Here is a 22,814-nt window from a genome sequence, read left to right as displayed (position 1 = left end):
CTTCGTCTCCTGCGAGATCGGGAACTGGCCCGCCGATCGGGCGGTACCTGCAATTCTGCGGACTGCGCGGGAACGCGCGAGTGGCACGAAGGCATACTTACGATGGGATCGGGCCAAAATCCAGGGCGAGAGAGGTAAGGACCGATGCGGATCGCCGTCTACGCGTTCGATAACGTCACGATGTTCCATCTCGCTGCACCGCTGATGGTGTTCGGCGAGGTGAGCCGACTGGGTCTGGCGTCCGACTGGGAAGCACGGCTGTGGACCGAACACGGGGAACCGCTCCGCACCGCCGAGGGCTACACGCTCGGCGAGGTCGGCGGACCGGAGATCGCGGAGCAGGCCGATATCGTGGTCATCCCGTCCTGGACCGTGCCACCCGCTCCTATCGGGGCCACGCTGCGCGAGACCTTGTGCGGCGCGCACGAACGCGGGGCGATGATCGCGGGCATGTGCCTGGGGGCGTTTCCCATCGCCGACGCGGGTTTGCTGGACGGCCGGGCAGCGGTCACCCATTGGGAGCTCATGCCACTGCTGGCACAGCGGCGCCCCGAATCCAAGGTCGACGCCTCGGTGCTCTACATCGACCACGGTGACGTACTGACCTCCGCCGGCACTGCCTCGGCGATCGATGCCTGCCTGCACCTGGTGCGCAAACATCTCGGCGCCACCGCGGCCAACCGGGTGGCGCGCAGCCTCGTCGTGGCCCCACATCGCGAGGGCGGCCAGGCACAGTACATCGAACGACCACTGACCCGCCCCGCCAGCGACGACGCCCTCGGCCCGGTGCTCGACTGGGCACTGGGCCGGCTCGACCAGCCGCTCGGCGTAGATCGGCTGGCCGACAAGGCCCGGATGAGCAGGCGCAACTTTGTGCGCCGCTTCCGCGACGCCACCGGAACGACACCCGGACGCTGGATCCTGGAACGGCGCCTGGACGAAGCACGCACCCTGCTCGAAACCACCGACTGGCATATGGACGCCATTGCCACCGCATGCGGCTTCGGCAGCGCCGTCACCCTCCGCCAGAATTTCGTCGCTGCCTACGGGACGACCCCAACTGGCTACCGGAGGCGTTTCGCCGAGCAGCCGCCGACGAGGACAGTGCGCTGAGCGCCCATGCGGCGAAATTGGCAAAGGCTTCTGTGGCAACCGCCTCGGCCCGGGGAGCGACTCCCACCGAGGATCAGCGCTCAGCTCACCGCCGCCAACGCCCTCCACGGCTTTCTGGAACGCCGTCGAGCCCGCGGAGCGGAGCATTCGATTCGCCGGTGCGCCTCGGAGGTACTGATCCGCAGCAGATCACTCAACAGCTCCGCTGTGTCCCGGTAGCCGGTGTCGGCGGCCAGACCACGGCGCTCGGCCTCGGCGACAGCGGCGACCATGGCCGCACCCAGTCGCCGCCGGTGGCGCTCGGTTTCGACCAGAGTGCGCAGCAAGTCGACATCGGCCAGTTCCGACCATCTCCGCGCCGGTGCATGCGGTGCCAGTGCAGTCGAATGTGTGTTCACCCCGCCGACCCTACCCCATATATAGAACATATGTTCGACAAATCGGCTGTCCCGATATGTCGTGTCCGGGCAGCCGCAAAGGACCAGTCGCGAGTGCCGCAGAGGCCGCGCGATGGCGGCGCGGGACAGTTGTCGCATGAATGCTCATCGCCCTCGGTGAGCGAGGGCGACTTGTATCGGCATTCGCAACGTCAGTGCGAGTAGTCCCGGAAGGTCATAACGCAGCCGACCAGGAAAACCATCACCGCGACGATGTAGACAGTGACCCGGACCCAATCCGGCCCGTAATAACTGACTGCCATCGCCGCACCGAGCGCCGCGAGAATCAACACCACCCCGTAGAAGGGTGTGCGCTGCTCCCTGTCAACCATTCCTCCAGTGTCCGCCGACTCTGCCCGGGGTGGCAACGGACAGGTGCTCGCGATAGAAGGGGACGAGCCGGGCGATCGCCCGGTCGATGTATTCGGGTACGTCGTACATCTCGTAATGACCGGCGCCTTCGACGACGTACAGGTCGACGGGGTTCGGTGCCATTGCCCAGAGCCGCATACCCATTTCGTAGGAGCCTGTACTGCCTTTGCGTCCGGCGAGGACAACCGCGAGCGGCTGCGTGAGCAGTTCCTCCACCTGGGCGAATGCGTCGTACCCGAGGATGAGCGAATCACTGCGCGCGAGCCGCCGGTTGGTCGAGTGCGGGCTGTGACCACGGGAGGTGCGGTAGTACGTGATCGCCTGCGTGGTGTCGATATCGGTGATGCCGGCAGCCGCGGCGTCCTCGAGTGTGTCGGGTAGCCAGTTGACGCGGTTGCGCTGTCCGTCGAGGACTTCCCGGGTGCGCGCCTCGGCGAGTTCGTCCAGTGCGGCAGCCGGACCGTTCGGGGCAAAGCCGCGGAAGGCGGCTCCCATATCGGCGGCTACGACGGTTCCGACGGCTTTGATGCGGTGGTCGGTTCGGGCCGTGTGTACGGCGTAGCCGCCGCCGGCGCAGATACCGAGAATGCCGATGCGGTCCGGGTCGATGCCGGGGACGAGGGTGAGGGCGTCGATGGCGTAGGAGATGTCCTCGCCGCGCCGGTACGGATCTTCCAGGTCCCGCGGTTCACCGCCGCTGCGCCCCTGGTGGGCGGGATCGAATACGAGCGCGGCGAGGCCGCTGTCCCTGAGCCGGGAAGCGTAGTTCGCGCCGATCTGCTCTTTGACGCTGCTTCCGGGAGTGGAGAGCACAACGGCGGCGTGCGAGTGAGCGGTATCGAAGGCGTCCGGGAGATATAGATCTGCCGCGAGATCGAAAGGGCCTCGCGGGATAGAGAGGTGCTGGTGCGACATGAGCCGAGAACCTTCCCGTGTACCGTACAGGGAACAGACAGTTCACTGTCAATCCAGTTCAATACTGAACTAGTTTAAAACTGTACCATCACGGGAGGAGCGCGCCGTGCCCTCGGACGACGCCGCACAGCTGTGGAAGCTGAACCAGCGTCTCCTGACGGTGGTGATGAACTCCTGCGCCGGCACCTTCGACGAGCTGGGGCTGGAGACGAAGGAGTTCTTCGTCCTCGACGAGGTGGACACCTGCAAATACCCCGCGGCCCTGGCGACGAAGCTGATGCTCCCGAAGGCGAGCGTGACGATGTATCTGCGGAGCCTGGTCGGCAAGGGGTTCGTCCAGCGGGAGATCGATGAAGAGGATCTACGCCGCCACCGCCTGGCGACCACAGAACGTGGCCGCCAGGTGCTCACCCGAGCGCTGGACGCGCTCGCCGCCGGATTTTCCGACATCATGGCACCGCTGGATCAGCACGACCGCAACGAACTACGACGTATCTTGCTGACGCTTCTCGAGCCGGTCCGCCCGACCACGGCAGTATCTGAAAGTTGATCCCCGAACACACGTTTCGAGGTGGCCGGCCCGGCTCATAACGACGAGAGCCGGGCCCGGCGGCATCCGATGCGGTCAGGCAGCGGACATGCTCGACAGCATTTTCGCCAGTTGCTGTATCGCTTGCGCTTCGTTGGCCGAGGAGCCCGGCGCGATCGGCAGCTGCACCGCTTCGGCGGAGGGTGCGGTCACATCGGCCGCCGGCTCCAGCGGAAGTCCGGGATCGGCGCTCGCCTGCGTCGCGCCGGCCACGGCACCCATCGCAATCGCCGCGGCGACGATGCTGCCCGACAGAATACGTTTCATCGTAATATCTCCCACTGATCTCTCCGCGATTGCGGATTCTTCCGACCCGTTTTCATCACGCGGTACGGACCGCGGTCTTTCGTGAAAGCCGTTGACACGGCGCCACTGTCTCATCCAAGTCGCTCGGGTCTGTGCCCAGCAACCCACTTTTTCTATGGCCCCGTGCGTGCGGTGAACCGCCGGCGACAGTCATGCATCGCCGCGGACCGCAGTCGCTTTCAGACGGCCGAGGAGCTCGAATCGAGCGGGCCGGCCTGTTTCAACCCGTTCCAACCCTGCATCAGCACATGCACGGCCAGATCTTCGATGGTCACCATTGCCGGATGGCTGTAGTAGATCAGCTCGAATCGGCGATGCCGCCAGGTGAACGGATCCTTCCGGCCGTTATCGCTCGTATCGCACAGGGCTTCCAGCCGTACGAGATCGAACGGCTCCTTGCCGCGTGCGTGGGCGTCGGCTTTCACGGCCGCCAAGCGCTCTGTCTGCGTCAAATCCGCTCTCTGCCACACGCCCGCCGCGAAACGGCGCGCTTCTTCGACGTCCAATGACGCTCCCTACCTGCCCGTGGGGCCCGTCCGGCGGACTCATGGTTTAGCCGCGGATGGTTCTGGGAAGTATTGTATGCCCACCCCGGTCCGGCGCGCATGGTCACTACCTCCGGAAGCCGCCGGAAACCCGCCGCTTCACCGGAACCGAGTGACGCCGGTGAGCGTAGCGGTGGCAAGTTCCTGCCAGTCCGCCTCCGCGCCTTCCCGCATCGCCTCGGCGAAAATCTCTTCCCCCAGGCGATGTCGTGCTGTTCGCTCGATCCGGACCACATCCGGTTGGGAACGGTCGGACAGCCCGTGGACCACGGCACTCACCGCGAGCAGCCGCGCGGCCTCGACGTCGCGGTCCGCGCGCAGCGCCAGATCCGCGATCCCGAGGATCACCTGGGCGACCAGGATCGCGTGCCCCGCCTCGGTTGCGGCCCGGAAGGCCGCGAGATGGTGCTCACGGGCCTCCTCGAGATCGGTTGCGAGGTAACCGAGCAGGGTGTGGATCGCCGCGGCGAGTTGCGGGGTGTCGGCCGCACCGCCCAATACGGTTTTCGCGATACCGATCTGCTCGGCCGCCTCCCCGGTATCGCCGCTCCACCGGGCCAGCTCGGCTTTCGCAAGGGCCAGTTCGGCCAGTGCGACCGGCCAGGCCACGCGATCCGCGCACCGCTGCGCCTCGGCTACGGCGGCCGCACTCGCCTCGGTATCGCCCGCCAGCCAATACAACTGAGCCTGACGCGACCGCAATCCGACAATGTCCTCGCCGGCGCCGATCTCGGTGACCACCGCGACTGCCTGTTCGAAGAGCTCGCAGGCAGAAGCGAACTCGCCACGGATGGCGCGCCGGTTCGCCAGCTCTGTCAGCGCGAACGATATCCCCCATCGCTCGCCGAGCTCCCGGAACTCGGCCAATGCCCGCTCGAGGTACCCGTCCACATCCGGTCCGTCTCGCCCGAGCACGATCCGCATCTTGCCCATCTGCAGCCGGGCCAGGGCACGGACCCAGGGGTCGTCGTCGGTGAGCAGCGGTTCGAACGCCGACGGCATCGCTTCCGGACCCTGCAACACACTGTCCAGCGCGTCGATGAACGCCAGCGCCGGGTGGCCGGCCCGGACACCCCGGCTGAACCGGTACGCCTTGCGGATCCAATCCCCCACCTGGTTGGCGTCATTGCGGCCGGAGCTCATGAAATGAACCACCAGCGCGTACACCAGGGCCCGGGTTCCGTCGTCCACCTCGCCGGGTGCGTCGGCGACCGCGGTGACGAACTCCTGGCCCTCGGCCTTGTATCCGCCGAGCCACCAGTACCAGCCCGCGGCCGCGGCGAGCCGCAGCGCACCGGTCGAGTCGCCGGCCGCGAGAGCGGTGCGCATCGCCGCCGCGATGTTGTCGTGCTCGGCTCCGAGTGTGACGAGCCACTCCAGCTGTTCGGCGCGGCGCAGATGGGGTTCCGCGGTGGCAGCGAGGCCGGTGAAGTACGCGAGATGCGCTCGGCGCGCGGGCTCCGCCTCTCCGGACTCCACCAGCCGGTCACGTGCGTACTGCCGGATCGTGTCGAGCATCCGATATCGCGGCTCGGTCTCCCCCGATACGAGCAGCAGCGATTTCTCGGTCAGCGCGGTCAGCAATTCGAGCACCTCCCATTGCTCGACTCCCGTGCTCTGTCCGTCTCCCGTAGACGCGCAGACCTGCTCCGCCGCCGCCAGACTCGCACCGCCGGCGAATACGGCGAGCCTGCGTAGAACGAGCCGTTCGGCGTCGGTGAGCAGCTCCCAGCTCCAGTCGACCACCGCGCGTAACGTCCGGTGCTGCGGGATCGCGGTACGGCTGCCGCCGGTCAGCAGGCGGAACCGATCGTCGAGGCGGTCGGCGAGTTGGCCGAGGGTCATGGTGCGCAGCCGGGCCGCGGCAAGTTCGATCGCCAGGGGTATTCCGTCGAGCGCCCGGCAGACGCGGGACATGGTCGCCAGGGTGCCCGGTTCGGTGGTGAGATCCTTGCGCACGGCGCGGGCCCGGTCTCGCAACAACTGAACGGCCGGGGAGGATTCGATCTCGCCGGGGCCGGCGTCCCCGGCCGGTAGTGCCAGCGGCTCGACCCGCCACAACGCCTCACCGGTGATACCGAGTGGTTCCCGGCTCGTGGCCAGGATCCGAAGCCGCGGACACTCGCCGAGCACCCGGTGGGCGAACAGCGCCACCGATTCGATCACATGCTCACAGTTGTCCAGGATCAACAAGGTTTCGCGGTCACGGATCGCGGCGACGAGCCGATCGATCGGTTCCGCGTTCGGGGCGCTGCCGAGCAGAGCATCCCGCAGACCCAGTGCGGCGACCGCCGATTGCGCCACATCACCGCCCGCGGCGACGGACGCCAACTCCACCAGCCACGCCCCGTCCGGTAGGTCGTCGAGCAGAGTGCGCGTGGTTTCCAGCGCCAGCCTGGTCTTGCCCGATCCGCCGGGCCCGGTCAGGGTGGTGAGCCGATGGCCGGAGAGGAGTTCGCGCACCGCCGCGATATCGGCGTACTTGCCGATGTATTCGGTCAGCTCGGCCCGCAGATTCGTGTTGCGGTCACTGTCCCGTGCGCGCACTTCACCACGCAGCAGCGCGACGTGCAGGTCGGAGAGCTCCGGTGACGGATCCACGCCCAGAGTGTCGGCGAGTGACTCCCGGGCATGCTGGTACACGGCCAATGCCTCGGCACCGCGACCCGCGGCGCCGAGCGCCCGCATCAGCGCGCCGGCGAGCCTCTCCCGCACCGGATTCCGGGCCACCAGCTCGGACAGTTCGCCGATCTGCTCCGGGCCCCTGCCGAGGCGGATCTCCGCTTCGTACAGATCCTCCGCCGCGGAAAGACGCAGGCCCTCGAACCGGGTGAGCACGGCGTCGAAAGCCTCGCTGTCCGGTACCTCGACGCCCTGCATCGGGGCACCGCGCCACAGGTCGAGGGCTTCGCGCAGCGACCGGGCCCGGGCCGCGTCGTCACCGCCGCGGGCCCGGTCGAGCAGCTGTTCGAACCGCACCGCGTCGACCTCGTCGGGCCGCACCGCCAGCCGGTAGCCGCCCGCCTCCCCGACGAGCGATCCATCCGGTAGCAATCGGCGCAACCGGGAGACCAGCGCCTGGAGGGCGTTCGCGGCATCGGCGGGCGGCCGCTCGCCCCAGATCCAGTCGACCAGTGTCGTTTTCGCGACAGCGCGTCCGGGTTCGAGGGCGAGGGCGATCAGCAACGCCCGCAACCGCGCGCCTGGTATCTCGATCGATCCACCGTCGTCTCGCCGGATCTCGAGCGGTCCGAGCAACGCGATCTGCACCGGACCATTCTGCCGCACCCGGTCGACGGCCTGCCGGAAACCGCTCCGCGGTTGCCTACCACGACGCTGACCAGGCATAACGCCGTATCAGGGGACATGTCAGCGCGGTATCAGGCCGGTATCAGGCCGCCCGGCGACAGTTCTCGTATGAACAGGTCAGCAATCGCGACTCCCCGGCCGATCGGCCCGGTCGCCGGACCGGAGGGAAACCCGATGGAACTCAGGGCCGACCGGGAGCGCTGCATCGGCTCGGGTATGTGCGCGCTGATCGCTCCGGCGGTATTCGACCAGGACGACGCGGATGGCCGCGTGCTGCTCCTCGACCCCGCACCCCCGGCTCCACACCACCCGGCGACCCGCGAGGCCGCCCACAGCTGCCCGGCGGCGGCGATCACCCTTTCGAACGACTACCACGAACAGGAAACCCGATGAGCGATATCGTCCCCGTCCCCCACGGCCTCCCCACCGACCGTGACGCTGGTCCTTTCGACCCGCCCCGCGCGATCACCCGGCTGCGGGAAGCCCGTCCGGTCAGTCCGCTGATCTTCCCCGACGGTCACGAAGGCTGGCTCGTCACCGGATACGAGGCGGTCCGTACCCTGCTCACCGACACACGGTTCAGCTCCCGCCTGGACATCGGTGTTCTCCACGCGCTGGACGCCGACCCCGATATGCCCGTGCAGACCGAACCGTCCCCGCAGATCCCGGGCCTGTTCATCGCGATGGATCCGCCCGATCACACCCGCCTGCGGCGCAAGCTGATCGGCGCCTTCACCGTCCGGCGCATGAAGCAGCTCGAAGAGCACATCGCCGATGTCGTCGAACGCCAGCTCGACGAGATGGCCAAGATGACCCCACCGGTCGACCTGGTGAAAGCGTTCGCCCTGCCGGTGCCCTCGCTGGTGATCTGCGAACTCCTCGGCGTCCCTTACACCGACCGGGACACCTTCCAGACCAACTCCGCCAAGTTCCTGATCAAGGACCAGCCGCTGGAGGAGAAGATGGGCGCGTACGGGGCGATGATGGGCTACCTGGCCGAACTGGTCACGGCCAAACGTGCCGAGCCCGGCGAGGACATCCTGTCCGATCTGGCCCGCGACGAGGACCTCTCCGTCGAGGAACTGACCGGCATCTCCTTCCTGCTGCTGCTCGCCGGTCACGAAACCACAGCGAACATGCTGGCCCTGGGCACTTTCGCGCTGCTGGAGAACCCCGGGCAGATGGCCACGCTGCGCGCCGATCCGGATCTGATGCAGGACGCGGTCGAGGAACTCATGCGCTACCTGTCGGTCGCCGATATCTTCTACCGCTACGCCACCGAGGACATCGAACTCGGCGGCGAAACGATCGGTGCCGGATCAACCGTTGTTATCTCGCTGCTGGCCGCCAACCACGACCCGCGGCGCTTCGACAACCCCGATTCCCTCGATATCCACCGAAAAGCCCGCGGGCATGTGTCCTTCGGCCACGGCGTCCATCAATGCCTCGGCCAGCAGCTGGGCCGGGTGGAGATGCGCGCCGGCTTCGCGGGACTGCTGCGGCGCTTCCCGACCCTGCGGCTCGCCGTTCCCGCCGGCGAGGTGAGGCTCCGGACCGATATGAATATCTACGGCGTCCACGAATTACCGGTCGCCTGGACCGAAACCACCGATAGCCCACCGAACAGCCGAATCTCGGCGGAACAGACAGCGCACACACCGGGCTGACCCGGGCCTCGTCCGGATCTGGATCTCCTCGCCGCGGAGCTCACTACACTGAGACGCCCCTGCCCACACGTCCCAGGAGCCATCGTGCCCCCTGCCGAGGTGACCGTTTCCCATCCGATCGTCGACGTCGTGCTCGACCACTACCGTCCGGCGCTGGGTTCGCAGGAAGTGCTGTATCGCAACCACGTCTACCGATGCCTGAACTACCAGCGCATGCTGTTCGGTGAAATCCCCGATACCGCGGCGCTGGCCTGGGCCGTGCACGACCTCGGCATCTGGACCGAGGAGACAGTGGACTATCTCGAACCTTCCGCCGCGCTGGCCGAGCAATGGTGCGACTGCCTCGATATCGACGACGCCGAAGTCGTTGCCACCCTGGTACTCGACCACCACCGGATCAGACCGGTGCGCGATGAACTCGTCGAAACCTTCCGGCAGGCCGACCGTATCGACGTATCCTGCGGGCGAATCCGCGGCGGGCTGTCCGCAGCCGCGGTTTCGCGGGTGGTGGCCGAGTTCCCCTACGCCGGATTCCACCGGTTCCTGGCGGGTCGTATCGGACCCTATGCACTGTCGCACCCGCGGCGCCCGCTACCGATGCTGCGGTGGTAGCCGGGCGCGACCGGTGTGTGGCCGATTCCGAATCCGCGCCCGCGGAGCCGGCCGGGCTCGGGCCGCGCGGTTCAGTACATCCAGCCCTGCGCCGAGATGACGTATTCCGCCAGATCTTCGATGGTCATCATCTCCGGATGGCTGTAGTACACCAACTCGAACCGGCGTTTGCGCCACTGCACCGGGTCGATACGACCTCCGTCACTGGTATCGCACAGTGCTTCGAGCCGGTCGAGATCGAAGGGTTCCTTACCTCGCGCGTGCGAGTCCGCTTTCACGGCCGCCAGCCGTTCGGCCCCGTTCATATCCTGGCGCCGCCATATTTCCGCAGCGAACCGGCGCGCCTCGTCGACGTCCATACCGCTCCTCAACTGCCCGCGCGGCCTCATCCGGCCGGATCTTCCTCGAGGATAGAGCCGGGAGCCGCATTCCGTCGGCCGAATATCCGTACCGTGCGCGGAAGCAGCCGCGTTTCACGAGGCCCGGCCCTTCGAACGGGTTGGGCGGGTTCCTCGTCGCGGCAACGGCTTCAACAGCCATTACGAGGTTATCGCGGGCCGGGGACGTAACGCACAGCCCAGCCGCCCTCCCAGCGCTCGCCCGATCCGAGCCAGCGCAGACCGTCCCCGGAATTCAGGGCATCGGGAGCCGCGGTCATCGGTTCCAGCGCGACCGCGAGGCCGCGGCCCGCCGGCCGCGGGAACTCCCGGGCGGTGAATACCTGGAGGTAGCGCCAGTCGGCGTCGTGGAGCAGTTCCACTCTCGCCCCGTCCGGGGCGGTGAGCTGTGCCGCGATACCGGGCGCCACCCCGCCGAAGGGGGTGTCGAGGGCCAGGTCTGCCAGCGGGACTCCGGCTCGCAGGTCGTACGCAGTGCCCTCGACGGGGTGCTCGGCGAGGGGATTCATCCTGTCGTCGACCTCGTAATAGGTGCTCGCGGAAACGGTGAGCCGAAGCTGTTCGACGGGCGTCGCACCGATCCGGAAGTACGGATGCGCACCTACCGCGTGCGGCGCCGGCCGGCCGGAATGGTTGGCCACCCCGTGGGTCACCGCCAGCCCGTCGGGGCGCAGTTCGTAGCGCACCCAGGTGTCGAGCAGGAACGGCCAGCCGTGCTGGGACGGTATGAGCGCACCGAGGGTCACCGCGTCCGGCGACTGCGCACGCACCTCGTAATCGGTGTTGCGCAGGAGCCCGTGGATCGCGTTCGAGCGTGACACTTCGGTGATATCGAGCTGCTGACGATCCCCGTCGAGAGTCCAGGCCGCATCGCGTACGCGGTTCGGCCACGGCGCCAGCACGATTCCGGCCGCCATCGGCGGAGTGGAGTCGGCGGGCAGCGGTTCGGTCACCGCGATCCCGTGCACGGTGAGGCCGCGCAGCACGGCGGCGACCGTACCCAGTTCGGCGCGGACACCTTCCGCTTCGAGCGTGATCGAACGTCCGGTCGGGGTGGGGTCGGCTGCGGTCACACCACCAGCCTAGATTCCCGGCCCGCCGGATCGGTGCCGCGCGAAGGCTACGGTGAGTCCAGGGGCCGGCGGGTATGTCCGGTTCGACTACCTGCACCGGGAGCCGCTGAACGCGTTCCCGGATCCCGGTCCGCGTGGCTACCACCTGTGCGACACTGAGCTTGTCCGGATCCCCAACTCGGATGGCGCCAATGATATTTCGTCGTCGACGGCGGCGGTCTGCTGGAACCGCCGGAGGTCCCGGCTCCGAGCCGACGAGCACCTACATGACCGTGCATTCGGAGACAGCGGCCCGCAGGGCGGCAGATACGAAATCACCTGCCGCGATGAATCGTCTGGGCTGTCTTCTGAAAGTCAAGGGCCGACACGAGGAAGCGGCACAGTGGTTCCGGCGGTCCGCCGAAGCGGGAAATGCCGACGCCATGGCCAATCTGGCGACCTACTTGATGGGCGAAGGCCGTAACCGGGAGGCAGCCGAGTGGTTCCGGCGCGCCGGCGGACCACTGGGCGAGGCATTCGCCGAGGCGCTGCTCGAGCAGGGTGACGGGGGCCCCGATGCCGCGGAAAACCACCGGGCTCGATGAACGAACCGCTCGACGCGTGGGGGACACCCGGGTATTTCCTGCTGAACTCGACCTGTTTACGCGCTGTCGCGATCCATCAGGAATACGAGGTCAGCGGGCGCGAAGAGGATCTGCGACTCGCGATCGAGGGATTCGAACTCGTGCTCGACGCGGCGCGGGATATCGATATCCGCTTTGCCGCCACCAATGGCCTGGGGACCGCGATATGGTCCCGCTTCGAACGCTATGGTCGGCCGGAAGATCTCGACCGTGCGATCGAGTTGTTCCGCGGAGCACTGGCCGATTACCCGAATGAGACCACCCTGGAAGGTCCCGCGGTCCACGCCAACCTGGGCGCGGTGCTCCAGATGCGCTGGCGGATCACCTCCGCGGAGACCGATTTGACCGAGTCGGTGACCCATTTCCGGGCAGCAGTCGAATCGACCGTGATCACGAGCCCGCGACTGACCGGCCGGCTCAACGGCCTGTCCAGTGCGCTCTGCGCGCTGTATGTACACCGGGGCGACTCCTCCGCATTGTCGGAAGCGGTGACCAGCGGCGAGCAGGCCGTCGGCTACGCCCCCGGCGACCCGGCCAACGGCGCGACGGCGTATTCGAATCTGGCGGAAACACTGCGTATCCGGTACCACTCCCCCATCAGCCGTGGACCCGCCGACTTGGACGCGGCCGCCCGGCATGCGCGAATCGCGCTGGCAGCCGTCGAACACAACCGCCTGCTCCGGCCACGTTTCCAAGCCAACCTCGCCTCGGTCCTGCACGATCGGTTCGCGGCCGTGGGTAACCCCGGCGACCTCACCGAGGCCGTCGCCCTCGCCGGCAAGGCATTGCGCGCGACACCAGCGGGCCACCCCAATCGCCCCGAACGACTACATCGGCTGTCCACAATCGAAGCGAGCCTGGCCCTCTTCTACCGTGGTCCGCGCCGCCGGGGCAGGCCGGTTACCGCACCGGCCGCGCTGAGTCCCCGGACTCCACTGGCCTGGCTCGCCGCCACCGGACCGGCGCCCGGCCGCCCGGAACGCCGGGCGCTGCGGAAACTGACGAAAAGGGCCGCGGCCGCGCTCGCCGGCGTACCCGCGGGACATGTCTTGCGGTCACCGATGCTGCTCGGCCTGGGTACGGCCCTGGCGACCGAGGCTTCGGCGGAGCGCAACGCGCGGACGTGGCAGCGCGCGCAGAACACCTTTCGCCGGTTGGCCTACGATCCCGCCGCACCGACGGAAATACGGATCGCGGCCGCCTGGCGATGGGCGGCGACCCTCCTCCGCACCGAGGATCCGAGCGCGGCCTGCGCACCGCTGGAACTCGCGGTGGAGTTACTCCCCAGAACGGCCCCGCAGCGCGTTACCTCCGCAGATCGCGAACAATCCCTCGGCAATTTCGCCGGCCTCGCCCGCGACGCGGCCGCCTGCGCACTGCACGACGGCCGCCCGCACCGTGCGCTCGAACTGCTCGAACACGGGCGCGGCATCCTGTTCGCCCACGCGCTCGACCGCCGCACCGACACAGCCGAACTCCAGCGCCTGCATCCCGACCTGGCCGAGCGCTTCGAACGCGTACGGTCGGGCCTGAACCGTCCCGACGATTCCGGTTTCAGCACCGGCTCCGCCACAGCTCCCGGCGGACTCCTCGGCGGTGAAGAGCGGCATCTGCTGGCGGGCGAATGGGACGAGCTGGTGGACACTGTCCGCCGGCTACCCGGGTTCGAAGATTTCCTGCGCTCGCCACAGGCCGGCGATCTCATCGAAGGCCTCCCGCCGGAGGGGCCGGTCGTCATCGTCAATGTCAGTCCGCTGCGGTGCGATGCGCTGTTGCTGGTATCGGGCGAACTCGAGGTCGTACCGCTGCCCGGTCTGCGCCATGACGAACTCGTCGAACGGGCCGGCGCGTTCCGTTCGGCGACGGCGAAAACCGGCTACGCGCACCAGCTGCCACCGGCCGAGTCCGCGGCCGCGAACCAGACGATAACGCGAACCCTGGAGTGGCTGTGGGACACGGTGGCCGAACCCGTACTCAGGTCGGGGGCACTGCGCGACCCGGCGGGCGGACTGCCGTCAAGGCTGTGGTGGATACCCACCGGACCCCTGACCCTGCTGCCGTTGCACGCCGCGGGCCGCACGTCCACACCGGATATCTCGGTGCTGGACCAGGTCGTGTCCTCGTATGCTCCGACCGTCCGGGCCCTGCGCACCGCGCGGCGTACCGAGGACCCCGGCCCGCGACCGCCGCGATTACTCGCGGTCGCCCTCCCCACCACCCCTGGACTCGGCGACCTCCCCGGTGCGGCGACCGAGGTTTCCCAGCTCCGCGGGCGGCGACCGGACAGTCTCGTGCTCACCGGCGAGCACGCCGTCCGCCGCGCCGTCCTGGACGCTCTGCCGCACCACAGCTGGGTGCATTTCGCATGTCACGCCGTCAGCTCGGCCGATGGCCCCACACCCGGTTACCTCGCACTCGACGACCATTCGTCGGCGCCACTGACTGTCACCGATATCGCTCGGCTGCAGCTGCACACTGCCGAACTCGCCTATCTGTCCGCGTGTTCGACGGGCATAGCGTCCGACGGCCTGCACGACGAGGCGTTCCATATCGCCGGGGCCTGCAATATGGCCGGCTTCCGCCATGTGATCGGTACATTGTGGACGGTACGTGATGCGGTGGCCGTCGACCTGGCCGACCACTTCTACGCGGCACTCGAACCGACCGGTTTCGACAGCGCCCACGCGGCTTTCGCCTTGCACGCCGCCGTCCGGCGTATCCGGGACGAGAATCCGAACCGGCCCGCTCTGTGGGCGCAGTACTTTCACGTGGGTCCGTGAACCCTGTCGCCGGAAGCCGGTGATATCCCTACGATTCCAATATCGGACGACGTACGGACGATGCCGGACCGCAGGTATCGCCGGACGGCGGTACCCGGGGAACACCGACCTCAGGGAGGGACTGTGACCGAACTATCGGGCCGATCACCACACGAGAATGGGCGCTCGGACAGCACCGATCATCTCGGCGACACCCGGGCGGCCGGCGAGATCCTGCTGGGCGCGCTGGCGGGGTCAGCCCTCCTCCCGTTTGTCCAGGCGATCACCACCAAGGCCGGCGAGGACGCGTACCAGCTGATCCGGAGCGTGTTCACCCGCTGGACACGCCGCCGGGCGGCGCGTGCCGACCTGCGCCGGACCGGAGTCGTCACCCTGGCCGACCCGGCCACCAGGGTCGCCCTGCAGCTACCACGGACGATCACGCCCACCATGGCAGTTCAGCTGGATCAGGTTCGCCTGCCCGAGCAGCGCACAGCCTGGATCCTCATCCGCTGGGACGCGCGCCGCACACGGTGGCTCACCGAGGAATGCGACGAACCTCCGCACCCTGCCCAGGATCTCGAGTAGGACACCGAACGGGACCTCGATCAGACCGTGGACCTGCAGTCTCGCCCAGTCGTTCTCAGGCCGTTGCGGCCGCTGTACGATCACGGAGGAAATCGCAAGGAGGTACTCGGGTTGCGCGGGGGTGTGCGGATCGACCTGCGTGTGCTGGGCCCGGTGGAGCTACGGGTCGGCGATTCGGCTGCCGCGGTCGGGGGTCGTAATCCATTGGCCATGCTCGCCCTGCTGGTGCTGAATCGCGATCGAGTCGTCCGGTCCGATGAGATCATCCGGGGGATCTGGGGAGCCGACGCGCCGGAGACCGCGTCGGCGCGATTGCATGTGCTGGTCTCGAAATTGCGCAAACGGTTGCGAAATCAGTCTGTGGACGACACTGCCGTGGTCGGCTCGGCGGCGGCCGGCTACCGGCTGACCATCGATGACGCCTGTTGTGATCTGGCGCGTTTCGAATCGAGCAGGGCCGCTGCCGCTGCCGCGTACGCCACCGGTAACCATGCCCATGCCGCGCGGATGTATCGCGTGGCGCTGGCCGAATGGCGCGGAGCGCCGCTGTCGAATCTGCGTGGATTCGAATTCGCCGACAATGCCGGCGTGGTCCTCGACGAGATCCGCTGGAACTGCCTGGAGGCCCGCATCAACGCGGATCTGGCGCGCGGATCGAGTGCGGACCTCATCGGTGAACTCACCGGCCTCACACACGACAACGCACTCCGCCTCCGCGAGCCGCTGTGGGCACAGCTGGCCACCGCGCAGTACCAGCGGGACAGGCAGGCGGACGCTCTGGAAACCCTCCGGCGAGTGCGCCGGATCCTCGACGACGAACTGGGGGTACCCCCGGGCCCGGCCTTGATCGAACTCGAACGCAAGATCCTCAACCAGGAGCCGGCGGGCCCGCGCCCGCAACCGCCACCGCTGACCGACGCACTTCGCGCGGCACCCACCGTGGCCCGTGACGCCAAAAGGCCCACCGGACGACTCCGGCTCGACGACGGCCGGCTGATTCCCATCGGCCCGGCCGGCCTGAAGATCGGCCGCCGAGCCGATAACGATCTCGTACTCGACGACGTCGAGGTCAGCCGCTTCCATGCCCGGATTTTCCAGAACTCGGTCGGCCCGATCATCCACGATCTCGATTCGAAGAACGGTGTCGCCGTCAACGGTGACCGTATCGACCGGGCAGTGGCACTCGAGGACGCCGACACTATCCAGATCGGCTCCACAACAATGATTTTCACCAGGATCGAAGCACGTCCGGCAGAAGACTCGAGTACAACGGAGTAATGGAACTGCCCGATCCCCGAGAAAGGGATCGGGCAGTAGCGCACCCGCCGAATCGAGCCGCGATCCCGGTCCTCCGGATCAAGCGAACAGATCGGGGCTCAGGTAGACATCGTCCTTGCCCACACCCCAGTCCACTCGCATCTCCGCTTTGTAATCGTGCCCGCGAGCCGGGTTGGCCAGGCCGCCGGGCCGGTAGTGGTGTGGTCCGGTAGCGACCGGGAAATCGGTCGTGAACACCACGACACCACCCGGCACCTCCGTGTAATCCCAGAGCATCAGGTGAACCTTGCCGGAGCCCTTGGCGAAATCGGTGTACCCGCTGTAATGGACGACGCCGTCCTCCATGCTGATGCACGCGTGGGCGTACGAGGTGTCCCCACACCCACCGTCGGTCGACGCCGACGCTGTTCCTGCCGCCCCCAGAGCTGACGCCCCTGCCAGCGCGAGTCCGCTGAGCAGCGCACCCATCCGGCCGATCCTGGACTTCATCATGTCTGTCTCCTCCCGAAACCTGTCAGCACGAACAGGTTCGGACGCCCACTGTGGCGCATGTCGTACCGCGTCCGAACTGTCCGGAGTGCGTCTTCGCACCGTGCTTTCAGGTTCGCAACCCGCTCTTACCGGGGCCCTTTCCGGCGGCTTACCAGCCTCGGCCCACGGTCTTCGGAAGGTGACTCGGCCCCTTACAGGCCGTTGATGATCACGGCATTACAGTCCGCCGCGGCCTGCCGCAGGGGGATCGCGGCCTGGTATTCCTCGGATTCGTACCAGGCGCGGGCGGCCTCCGGGGATTCGAATTCCAGTACCACCGTCTGAGTGGCGGGCCACTCCCCCTCGAGGACCTGGGGCTTGGTGTCCACCGCGAGGACGGTGACACCTTTGGCCATCGCTTTCGCGGCCGCCTTGCCGTATTCGGCCATACCCGCCGGATCCTTGATCGACTCGGTCACGATGACATAGCCCTTGGCCATCCTGGTCTCCTTTTCCACGTATGAGCCATGATCGACTCCTCCGCCGACCATACCCATAACGCCATTTCCGATAGCGAGAATCCCATATCGTGAAATGCGGGGTCCCGCCGAACGGGACCCTGCGATCAGTCCGCGGACTTGCCGTTTCGCCGGAGCAGATGAGGGCGCAGGCGGTTGAATCCGCGGACCCGGACACTGCGCAGATGCCGGATGGCGAACTCCCGTTCCCCGTCGAGCTCCGCCGCGGCACCGTCGTCGATCAGGATCGTGCCCGGCCGGGCCACACCGGTGAGCCGGGCCGCGATATTCACCACCGACCCGTACAGGTCGCCGAAGCGTTGCAGCACCGGACCGTAGGCCACCGCGACCCGCAGTTCCGGCGTCGTGCCCACGGTCATCGTGGATTCCTGGACGGCCACCGCGATCCGCGCCGCGGCCAGCGGGGATTCCGCGGCGAACATCACTTCGTCTCCGACGTTCTTGACCACCCAGCCGCCGTTCTCGGCGATCGCCGCCGTGGTGGTCGATTCGAACGCCTCCAGCAGCGTGGACAATTCGTCGGGGTGCAGGTGCCGGGTGAGGCGGGTGTAGCCGACCATATCGGCGAAGCCGACGGCCAGGGTCCTGGTCGAATCCTGGGTGGGGCCGGTCTCCTCCAGATGGCGGGTGAGTGCCGCGTCCAGATGCCGCCGCCAGGCATAGGACAGCAGACTCTCCAGCAGCTCCACTGTTTCCGCGGTGGCGGCGCGGGTGACCAGGTCCGGATCGGCTCCGGGACCGGCCGCGGCGACCCGGCGGTCGATCTCGTCGAGCACCAGATCGACCTGCCATTCGGCCAGCCGCGCCATGGCCTGCCCGATGGTGCGGGCGGTGCCGGCCTGCTGCCGGGTATCGGCGTCGGCCAGAACGCCGACCTCACGGAGACGGTGGATGGCCGCGATATCGGAATCGGTGTAATCCGGCGCGCTGTCGTCCGCGCTGGCCGGGAAACCCAGCGATACCCACAGCCGACGTGCCAGCTCCGGTGCTACCCCGGCTTTCTCCGCCACTTCCCGGCGGTTGTAACGCCGGCTGCCGGCGAGCAGGCTCGTCTCCGCCGCCGACCGAACCAGTTCGGACCTCTCCTGCGACACCATGGGCGAAACCTTACGACGTGGTAGCGACCCCGCGGGCGGACCGGGCGAATAGGACGGTGATCTGCATCATGGTCGAGAGACGTGACCGCGGAGGTGGCGTCCGCCTAGGACGGCGGTGTCGCGGACCGCGGGGAGGTGTACTGCGGGACCGTCGTGGTCGCAGTCGCCGGCGACGGAGGTTGCGTGGGCTCCGGCGATCCGGCCCCCGGCGCGGCAGGCTCGGACTGCGGAGAATCCCGGCGTACCGGGGCCTCATAGGGTTGCGGAGCATCTGCGGGTCGAGAAGCTTGCGCGGACGGGGTGGCAGGCTGCGCCGGGGTGGAGGGGGCGACTGATGAGGCCGGCGCGGCGGGCGAGGTGGGGACTACCGCGGACCTCGGCGCCTGCGCCGGACCCGAAGTGGGGGCCGCCTGCCGGGTCGGTGCCGCGGATGAGCTCGGGGCCGCGGGTGCGGGCTGAACCGCAGCGGACTTCGGAACGGCGGCCGGCCGGCCCGACGCATCGGGCAGGGGGCGGTCGGTGGGGAAGTTGACGAAGCTCGGCGCCGACGGGTCCAGCGCCAGATGCTGGGGTTTGAGTTCGGTGTCGTTGAGCATCGGCCGGAAGGCCAGCGCTTTGGGCGCGTTCGCGGCGAAAACGTCGAGCCGGAGCCGGTGGCCGGGTTCGAGCACCGCCTGGGTCGGGATGACCGCGATATCCAGCGCGACCGGTTCACCGGGTGTCACCGGCTGCACGCTGTCCAGAGTGATCGGGTTGAAGGGTGCGGTGAGATCACCGTTCGGCGAGCGGGTGCTGCGCGACTCGTCGATGGCCCGCAGCGAGGCGGTGAGTTGCCCGGTGCTCAGCACCCGCGAGGTGCCGTCGGGCGATACATCGTTCACCGTCACACTCCAATAGCCGTCGGTGGCATCGTGGACGGTGTTCAGGTGCACATTGATCGGGCCGGATACCGTGGTCCGCTCGGCGACCTCCGCGCTGGTGAAAGTGAGCGCGCCGTGTTCGGCGATCCGGGAGTCCTTGGCGCATGCGTCGAACGCCGAGGCGATCCCCGCCGACCCCTGCGCCGCATCCCGTGAGCAGACCGTGCTCAGCCCTGGAGCCACCGTCAGCTGCGCCTTGTCCCCCGGCTGTCCGATCAGTGATCCGTCGTGCACGCTCTCACTGGTGGTACCGCTGGGGGTGGCCGAAAGATACACCCGCCGATGCGTCATCCCGGGCTGCGGGAACTGGTCGAGCACTTCCCAGCCGCCGCCCTGCTGCCAGACGATCACCGGGCCGTATTCGGCGATACCGTTGTCGATATCCTTGAGCCAGTGGTCGAACCAGGCCCGCTGCAGCACATCCAAACGTGGTGGGGCGCCCGGCCTTCCGGTTCCGGCGCCGGGATTCGCGTGATAGGTGTCGCCGACGATGAGTTGTTTGCGGCCCGGCGGCAGCGGGATATCGTTGTAGAGCTTGGTGGCACTGTTGGCGAAAATATCGTGCCAGCCGCCGTAGACGAAGGTCGGAACGGTGATCTTCTCCGGATGGCCCGTGATGCCTTCCCGGAACGGACTGTTCTCGTCGAGTGCCGCGGCCAGAGTGGGCGGCATATCCTGCAGCGACGGGGTGAGCAGCGCCTGCGCGAGCAGGTCGTAGTTGGTCGCGGGGTCGGCCAGCCGGTCGGAAAGCCACTGCCAGTCGAAGTCACCGTTGAGCATGGCCTTGACATCCGGCATGAGCTTGGCCCGGTTCACCTGGGTGAGCCACAGCGGCAGGAAGGTCACGCCCACGCCGCCGCCGGGCGCCACCACATCGCGCATGAGATCGCTGCCCGGTTCCACCGGGAAGATGGCCTGCAACGGTTTCGGTGCGTTCTCGGCCGCGCGCAACTGATTGATCCCCGAATAAGAGCCACCACTCATCGCGACCCGCCCGTTGGACCACGGCTGCGCCGCCGACCATTCGATCACCTCACGGGTATCGAGTTGTTCGCGCTCCCCGAGGGTGTCCCACAATCCCTGCGACTGCCCCGTGCCGCGCACATCCACCGAGACCACGGTGTAGCCGGCCCGCACCAGTTTGCTGTCCAGCCCGAGCACGGTGGCGACGGTGCCGCCGTCGAGGGCATGCAGCAGATCCTCGAAACCGCTGATCGGGGTGCCGGACAGGTTGATCCGGCGCACCAGGTCCATGGTGAACCGCTGCGCCTCGGGGTTGTTGATCGCCGAATCGATCAGGCTGTTCATCATTTTCGAGTACGGCGTCATGGTGACGATTGTGGGCAGCGGCCGGGTCTCCACCTGATCGCCGGCCTGCGCGGGCCGGTACACATCGGCTTTCAGCGTCACGCCGTCGCTCATGGTGATGTGCACGTCTTTGTCGATATGCGCGTCGGAGTAGGGCTGCGGTCCGTCATGGGTGCCCGTCCATTGCTGGGCGAGCTCCGCCGGGGAGACGGCGGGCGAGGTGTCCTGGTGGACCGGCTGCCGGACGGCCTGCACCACCACCAGGATCGCGGCCAGTACGACCGCGGTGACGGCCGCCGCGGCCGCGAGCACGTGCACCCGGTACAGCCGCATGAACAACCCTCCACCTGATGGTTCCGGTTTCCGCGCACAGATGCCGCAGACGATAGCAATCAGCTCTCATATGAGCGGTATCGACGCGCGGAGGTCCGGGATGTTCACGCACCCTCGGCGGCAAGGTTTCCGGAGGGGGCCGTCCGGCCGCGATCAGCGCACGCGCCGCAAACGCAGGACGAGGTCCTTGACCTGGTGACCGGCTGCCGGACGATTGCGGTCACGCAGATCGTTCACCTCCACGGTCCACCTGTCGTCGAGGAGCGTGACGATATCGGCGGGCTGGTAGTAGGCGTAGGGATCGAACTTGTGCGGATGATCCTCCGGCTCCGGGAATTCGGTCGGATCGTGGCTGACGAACAACAGGGTGCCCCCCGGCGCGACAGCCTCGAGCAGGCCGCGCATCGTGGCGTGCCCGGGTTCGATCTCGATCGGGAAGTAATGCGCCGACACCAGATCGAACGATCCGGCCGGTAGCGGTGTGACCGCGATATCGGCCTGCTGCCACGAGATCTCCGGATGCCCGGCCGACGCGCGGTCGATCGCCACCTTCGAGATATCCACCGCGGTCACCTGCCAGCCCTGTTCGGCCAGCCAGTAGGCATCCGCACCCTCGCCGCAGCCGAGGTCCACCGCCCGTCCGGGTGACATACCGGTCACCTCCGTGACCAGCGCGTCGTTCGGCAGACCGCTGAAGCGCTGCTCGGTCTCGCCGTACATATCGTCCCAGAACTGCTGGTCCATCGATATCTCCTGCTCTCCTCGGGGGTTGCCACCAGCATCCGGGCAAACCGGCAACTTGACAAATTTATTTGCCAGAACTGCAATAGTCTCATGTTCGAGGAGTTCGGCGATGTCATCAACGCGATCGGCCCGCGGTTGCGTGAGCTGCGGCGACGCAACGGCACCACCCTGTCCGCGCTATCCGAGGTCACCGGCATTCCGGTCAGCACCCTGTCGCGGCTGGAATCCGGACAGCGCAAACCCAGCCTCGAACTGCTCCTACCCCTGGCCAAGGCCCATCATGTCCCATTGGACGAACTCGTCGACGCCCCGGAGACCGGCGACCCGCGCGTGAACATCCGCCCGGTGACCCGGCACGGCCAGACCTTCATCCCGCTCACCCGCAAGCCCGGCGGCCTGCAGGCCTATAAGCAGATCCTGTCCGGCCGCGCCGCCGCCGAACCCGATCCGCGCACCCACGAGGGATATCACTGGCTCTATGTCCTCAACGGAAAACTGCGTCTGATTCTCGGCGACAGGGATATGGTGCTGACCCCCGGTGAGGTCGCGGAATTCGATACCCATCTCCCCCACTGGTTCGGCAACGCCGACGAACATCCGGTCGAATATCTGAGCATCTACGGACCGCAGGGCGAACGGTTCCATATCAAGGCGCGGTATCGCCCGTCGTAATTTCGATATACCTCATACGCTGGGCGAACACATATAGTTACCGTTTCGTTAGGCATCTTGTCCGTGTCGTTTCCGAAGCATGAGCGACGGACGGCGAAATATGACTCCCCGGGTTTGCAGGACCGACATATAGCTGTGGTGTATTT

At 67.5% G+C, this 22,814-nt stretch carries 23 protein-coding genes; 10 read left to right on the top strand and 13 right to left on the bottom strand.

Translation table 11 applies throughout. The features are described 5' to 3' along the window. Nucleotides 1–144: 144 nt before the first annotated feature. Nucleotides 145–1,113: a helix-turn-helix domain-containing protein gene (locus tag ABZ827_RS28120; protein WP_357242917.1), complete on the top strand. Its 969-nt coding sequence runs from the start codon at nt 145–147 to the stop codon at nt 1,111–1,113. A gap of 80 nt (nt 1,114–1,193) precedes the next feature. Here the strand turns inward: ABZ827_RS28120 and ABZ827_RS28115 are convergent, their stop codons facing one another. The 3 genes from ABZ827_RS28115 to ABZ827_RS28105 form a co-directional block, all read right to left on the bottom strand. Further along, nucleotides 1,194–1,511 (bottom strand): DUF222 domain-containing protein, encoded by a 318-nt coding sequence (locus ABZ827_RS28115; RefSeq protein WP_357242914.1) that lies wholly within the window; start codon nt 1,509–1,511, stop codon nt 1,194–1,196. A 191-nt stretch (nt 1,512–1,702) separates the two neighbouring features. Next, entirely contained in the window at nt 1,703–1,882 is a 180-nt protein-coding gene (locus ABZ827_RS28110; protein ID WP_357242911.1) for a hypothetical protein, read from the bottom strand. Then, entirely contained in the window at nt 1,875–2,837 is a 963-nt protein-coding gene (locus ABZ827_RS28105; RefSeq protein WP_357242908.1) for an alpha/beta hydrolase, read from the bottom strand. The genes ABZ827_RS28110 and ABZ827_RS28105 overlap by 8 nt, the downstream gene beginning before the upstream one ends. A gap of 106 nt (nt 2,838–2,943) precedes the next feature. On the opposite strand from ABZ827_RS28105, the gene ABZ827_RS28100 reads away from it, so the two are divergent. Then, complete coding sequence (locus tag ABZ827_RS28100) at nt 2,944–3,387, top strand: MarR family transcriptional regulator (protein ID WP_357242905.1); 444 nt, start codon at nt 2,944–2,946, stop codon at nt 3,385–3,387. A 75-nt stretch (nt 3,388–3,462) separates the two neighbouring features. On the opposite strand, the gene ABZ827_RS28095 is transcribed toward ABZ827_RS28100, so the two are convergent. From ABZ827_RS28095 to ABZ827_RS28085, 3 genes are all read right to left on the bottom strand, one after another. Next, nucleotides 3,463–3,693, bottom strand: a complete 231-nt coding sequence (locus ABZ827_RS28095; protein ID WP_357242902.1) for a hypothetical protein — start codon at nt 3,691–3,693, stop codon at nt 3,463–3,465. 218 nt (nt 3,694–3,911) lie between these two features. Beyond that, a complete protein-coding gene (locus ABZ827_RS28090; RefSeq protein ID WP_357242899.1) occupies nt 3,912–4,184 on the bottom strand; it encodes a hypothetical protein in 273 nt (90 codons plus the stop codon). A 192-nt stretch (nt 4,185–4,376) separates the two neighbouring features. Next, on the bottom strand, nt 4,377–7,547 hold the full coding sequence (locus ABZ827_RS28085; protein ID WP_357242896.1) for a BTAD domain-containing putative transcriptional regulator: 3,171 nt from the start codon (nt 7,545–7,547) through the stop codon (nt 4,377–4,379). A gap of 147 nt (nt 7,548–7,694) precedes the next feature. On the opposite strand from ABZ827_RS28085, the gene ABZ827_RS28080 reads away from it, so the two are divergent. From ABZ827_RS28080 to ABZ827_RS28070, 3 genes are all read left to right on the top strand, one after another. Next, the gene (locus ABZ827_RS28080; protein WP_357242893.1) at nt 7,695–7,979 is read left to right on the top strand and encodes a ferredoxin; all 285 of its coding nucleotides are present in this window, start codon (nt 7,695–7,697) and stop codon (nt 7,977–7,979) included. Further along, nucleotides 7,976–9,253 (top strand): cytochrome P450, encoded by a 1,278-nt coding sequence (locus ABZ827_RS28075; protein ID WP_357242890.1) that lies wholly within the window; start codon nt 7,976–7,978, stop codon nt 9,251–9,253. Before ABZ827_RS28080 ends, ABZ827_RS28075 begins: the two co-directional genes overlap by 4 nt. A gap of 84 nt (nt 9,254–9,337) precedes the next feature. Further along, nucleotides 9,338–9,865: a hypothetical protein gene (locus ABZ827_RS28070; RefSeq protein ID WP_357242887.1), complete on the top strand. Its 528-nt coding sequence runs from the start codon at nt 9,338–9,340 to the stop codon at nt 9,863–9,865. A gap of 71 nt (nt 9,866–9,936) precedes the next feature. Here the strand turns inward: ABZ827_RS28070 and ABZ827_RS28065 are convergent, their stop codons facing one another. Together ABZ827_RS28065 and ABZ827_RS28060 are read right to left on the bottom strand one after the other, a co-directional pair. Next, the gene (locus ABZ827_RS28065; protein WP_357242884.1) at nt 9,937–10,224 is read right to left on the bottom strand and encodes a hypothetical protein; all 288 of its coding nucleotides are present in this window, start codon (nt 10,222–10,224) and stop codon (nt 9,937–9,939) included. A gap of 188 nt (nt 10,225–10,412) precedes the next feature. Continuing rightward, nucleotides 10,413–11,336 carry an aldose 1-epimerase family protein gene (locus tag ABZ827_RS28060; RefSeq protein ID WP_357242881.1) on the bottom strand — a complete coding sequence of 308 codons (924 nt, stop codon included), beginning with the start codon at nt 11,334–11,336 and terminating at the stop codon, nt 10,413–10,415. Between the two features lie 266 nt (nt 11,337–11,602). Here ABZ827_RS28060 and ABZ827_RS28055 point away from each other — a divergent pair, with 266 nt between their 5' ends. The 4 genes from ABZ827_RS28055 to ABZ827_RS28040 all read left to right on the top strand — a co-directional run bounded on the left by ABZ827_RS28055 (nt 11,603) and on the right by ABZ827_RS28040 (nt 16,584). Next, nucleotides 11,603–11,920 carry a tetratricopeptide repeat protein gene (locus ABZ827_RS28055; RefSeq protein ID WP_357242879.1) on the top strand — a complete coding sequence of 106 codons (318 nt, stop codon included), beginning with the start codon at nt 11,603–11,605 and terminating at the stop codon, nt 11,918–11,920. Further along, nucleotides 11,917–14,739, top strand: coding sequence for a CHAT domain-containing protein (locus ABZ827_RS28050; RefSeq protein ID WP_357242876.1), 2,823 nt, complete (start codon nt 11,917–11,919; stop codon nt 14,737–14,739). Before ABZ827_RS28055 ends, ABZ827_RS28050 begins: the two co-directional genes overlap by 4 nt. A gap of 123 nt (nt 14,740–14,862) precedes the next feature. Beyond that, nucleotides 14,863–15,306 (top strand): hypothetical protein, encoded by a 444-nt coding sequence (locus tag ABZ827_RS28045; protein WP_357242873.1) that lies wholly within the window; start codon nt 14,863–14,865, stop codon nt 15,304–15,306. A 111-nt stretch (nt 15,307–15,417) separates the two neighbouring features. Further along, a complete protein-coding gene (locus ABZ827_RS28040; protein ID WP_357242870.1) occupies nt 15,418–16,584 on the top strand; it encodes a BTAD domain-containing putative transcriptional regulator in 1,167 nt (388 codons plus the stop codon). Between the two features lie 78 nt (nt 16,585–16,662). Here the strand turns inward: ABZ827_RS28040 and ABZ827_RS28035 are convergent, their stop codons facing one another. The 5 genes from ABZ827_RS28035 to ABZ827_RS28015 form a co-directional block, all read right to left on the bottom strand. Next, the gene (locus ABZ827_RS28035; protein WP_357242867.1) at nt 16,663–17,076 is read right to left on the bottom strand and encodes a hypothetical protein; all 414 of its coding nucleotides are present in this window, start codon (nt 17,074–17,076) and stop codon (nt 16,663–16,665) included. A 191-nt stretch (nt 17,077–17,267) separates the two neighbouring features. Beyond that, nucleotides 17,268–17,555: a DUF1330 domain-containing protein gene (locus ABZ827_RS28030; RefSeq protein ID WP_357242865.1), complete on the bottom strand. Its 288-nt coding sequence runs from the start codon at nt 17,553–17,555 to the stop codon at nt 17,268–17,270. Nucleotides 17,556–17,680: 125 nt separating this feature from the next. After that, a complete protein-coding gene (locus ABZ827_RS28025; RefSeq protein ID WP_357242862.1) occupies nt 17,681–18,691 on the bottom strand; it encodes an adenylate/guanylate cyclase domain-containing protein in 1,011 nt (336 codons plus the stop codon). Nucleotides 18,692–18,795: 104 nt separating this feature from the next. After that, on the bottom strand, nt 18,796–21,252 hold the full coding sequence (locus ABZ827_RS28020; protein WP_357242860.1) for a CocE/NonD family hydrolase: 2,457 nt from the start codon (nt 21,250–21,252) through the stop codon (nt 18,796–18,798). 153 nt (nt 21,253–21,405) lie between these two features. After that, entirely contained in the window at nt 21,406–21,996 is a 591-nt protein-coding gene (locus ABZ827_RS28015) for a methyltransferase domain-containing protein (RefSeq protein ID WP_357242858.1), read from the bottom strand. Between the two features lie 90 nt (nt 21,997–22,086). Between ABZ827_RS28015 and ABZ827_RS28010 the strand changes: the two genes are divergently transcribed. Then, a complete protein-coding gene (locus ABZ827_RS28010) occupies nt 22,087–22,668 on the top strand; it encodes a helix-turn-helix transcriptional regulator (RefSeq protein ID WP_357242855.1) in 582 nt (193 codons plus the stop codon). Nucleotides 22,669–22,814: the final 146 nt, after the last annotated feature.

Origin of the sequence: Nocardia sp. NPDC019395, assembly GCF_040632335.1 — a bacterium.
Lineage (GTDB): Bacteria > Actinomycetota > Actinomycetes > Mycobacteriales > Mycobacteriaceae > Nocardia.
Note: the sequence above shows the minus strand (reverse complement) of the source record. Positions and strands in the feature narration are given on the sequence as shown.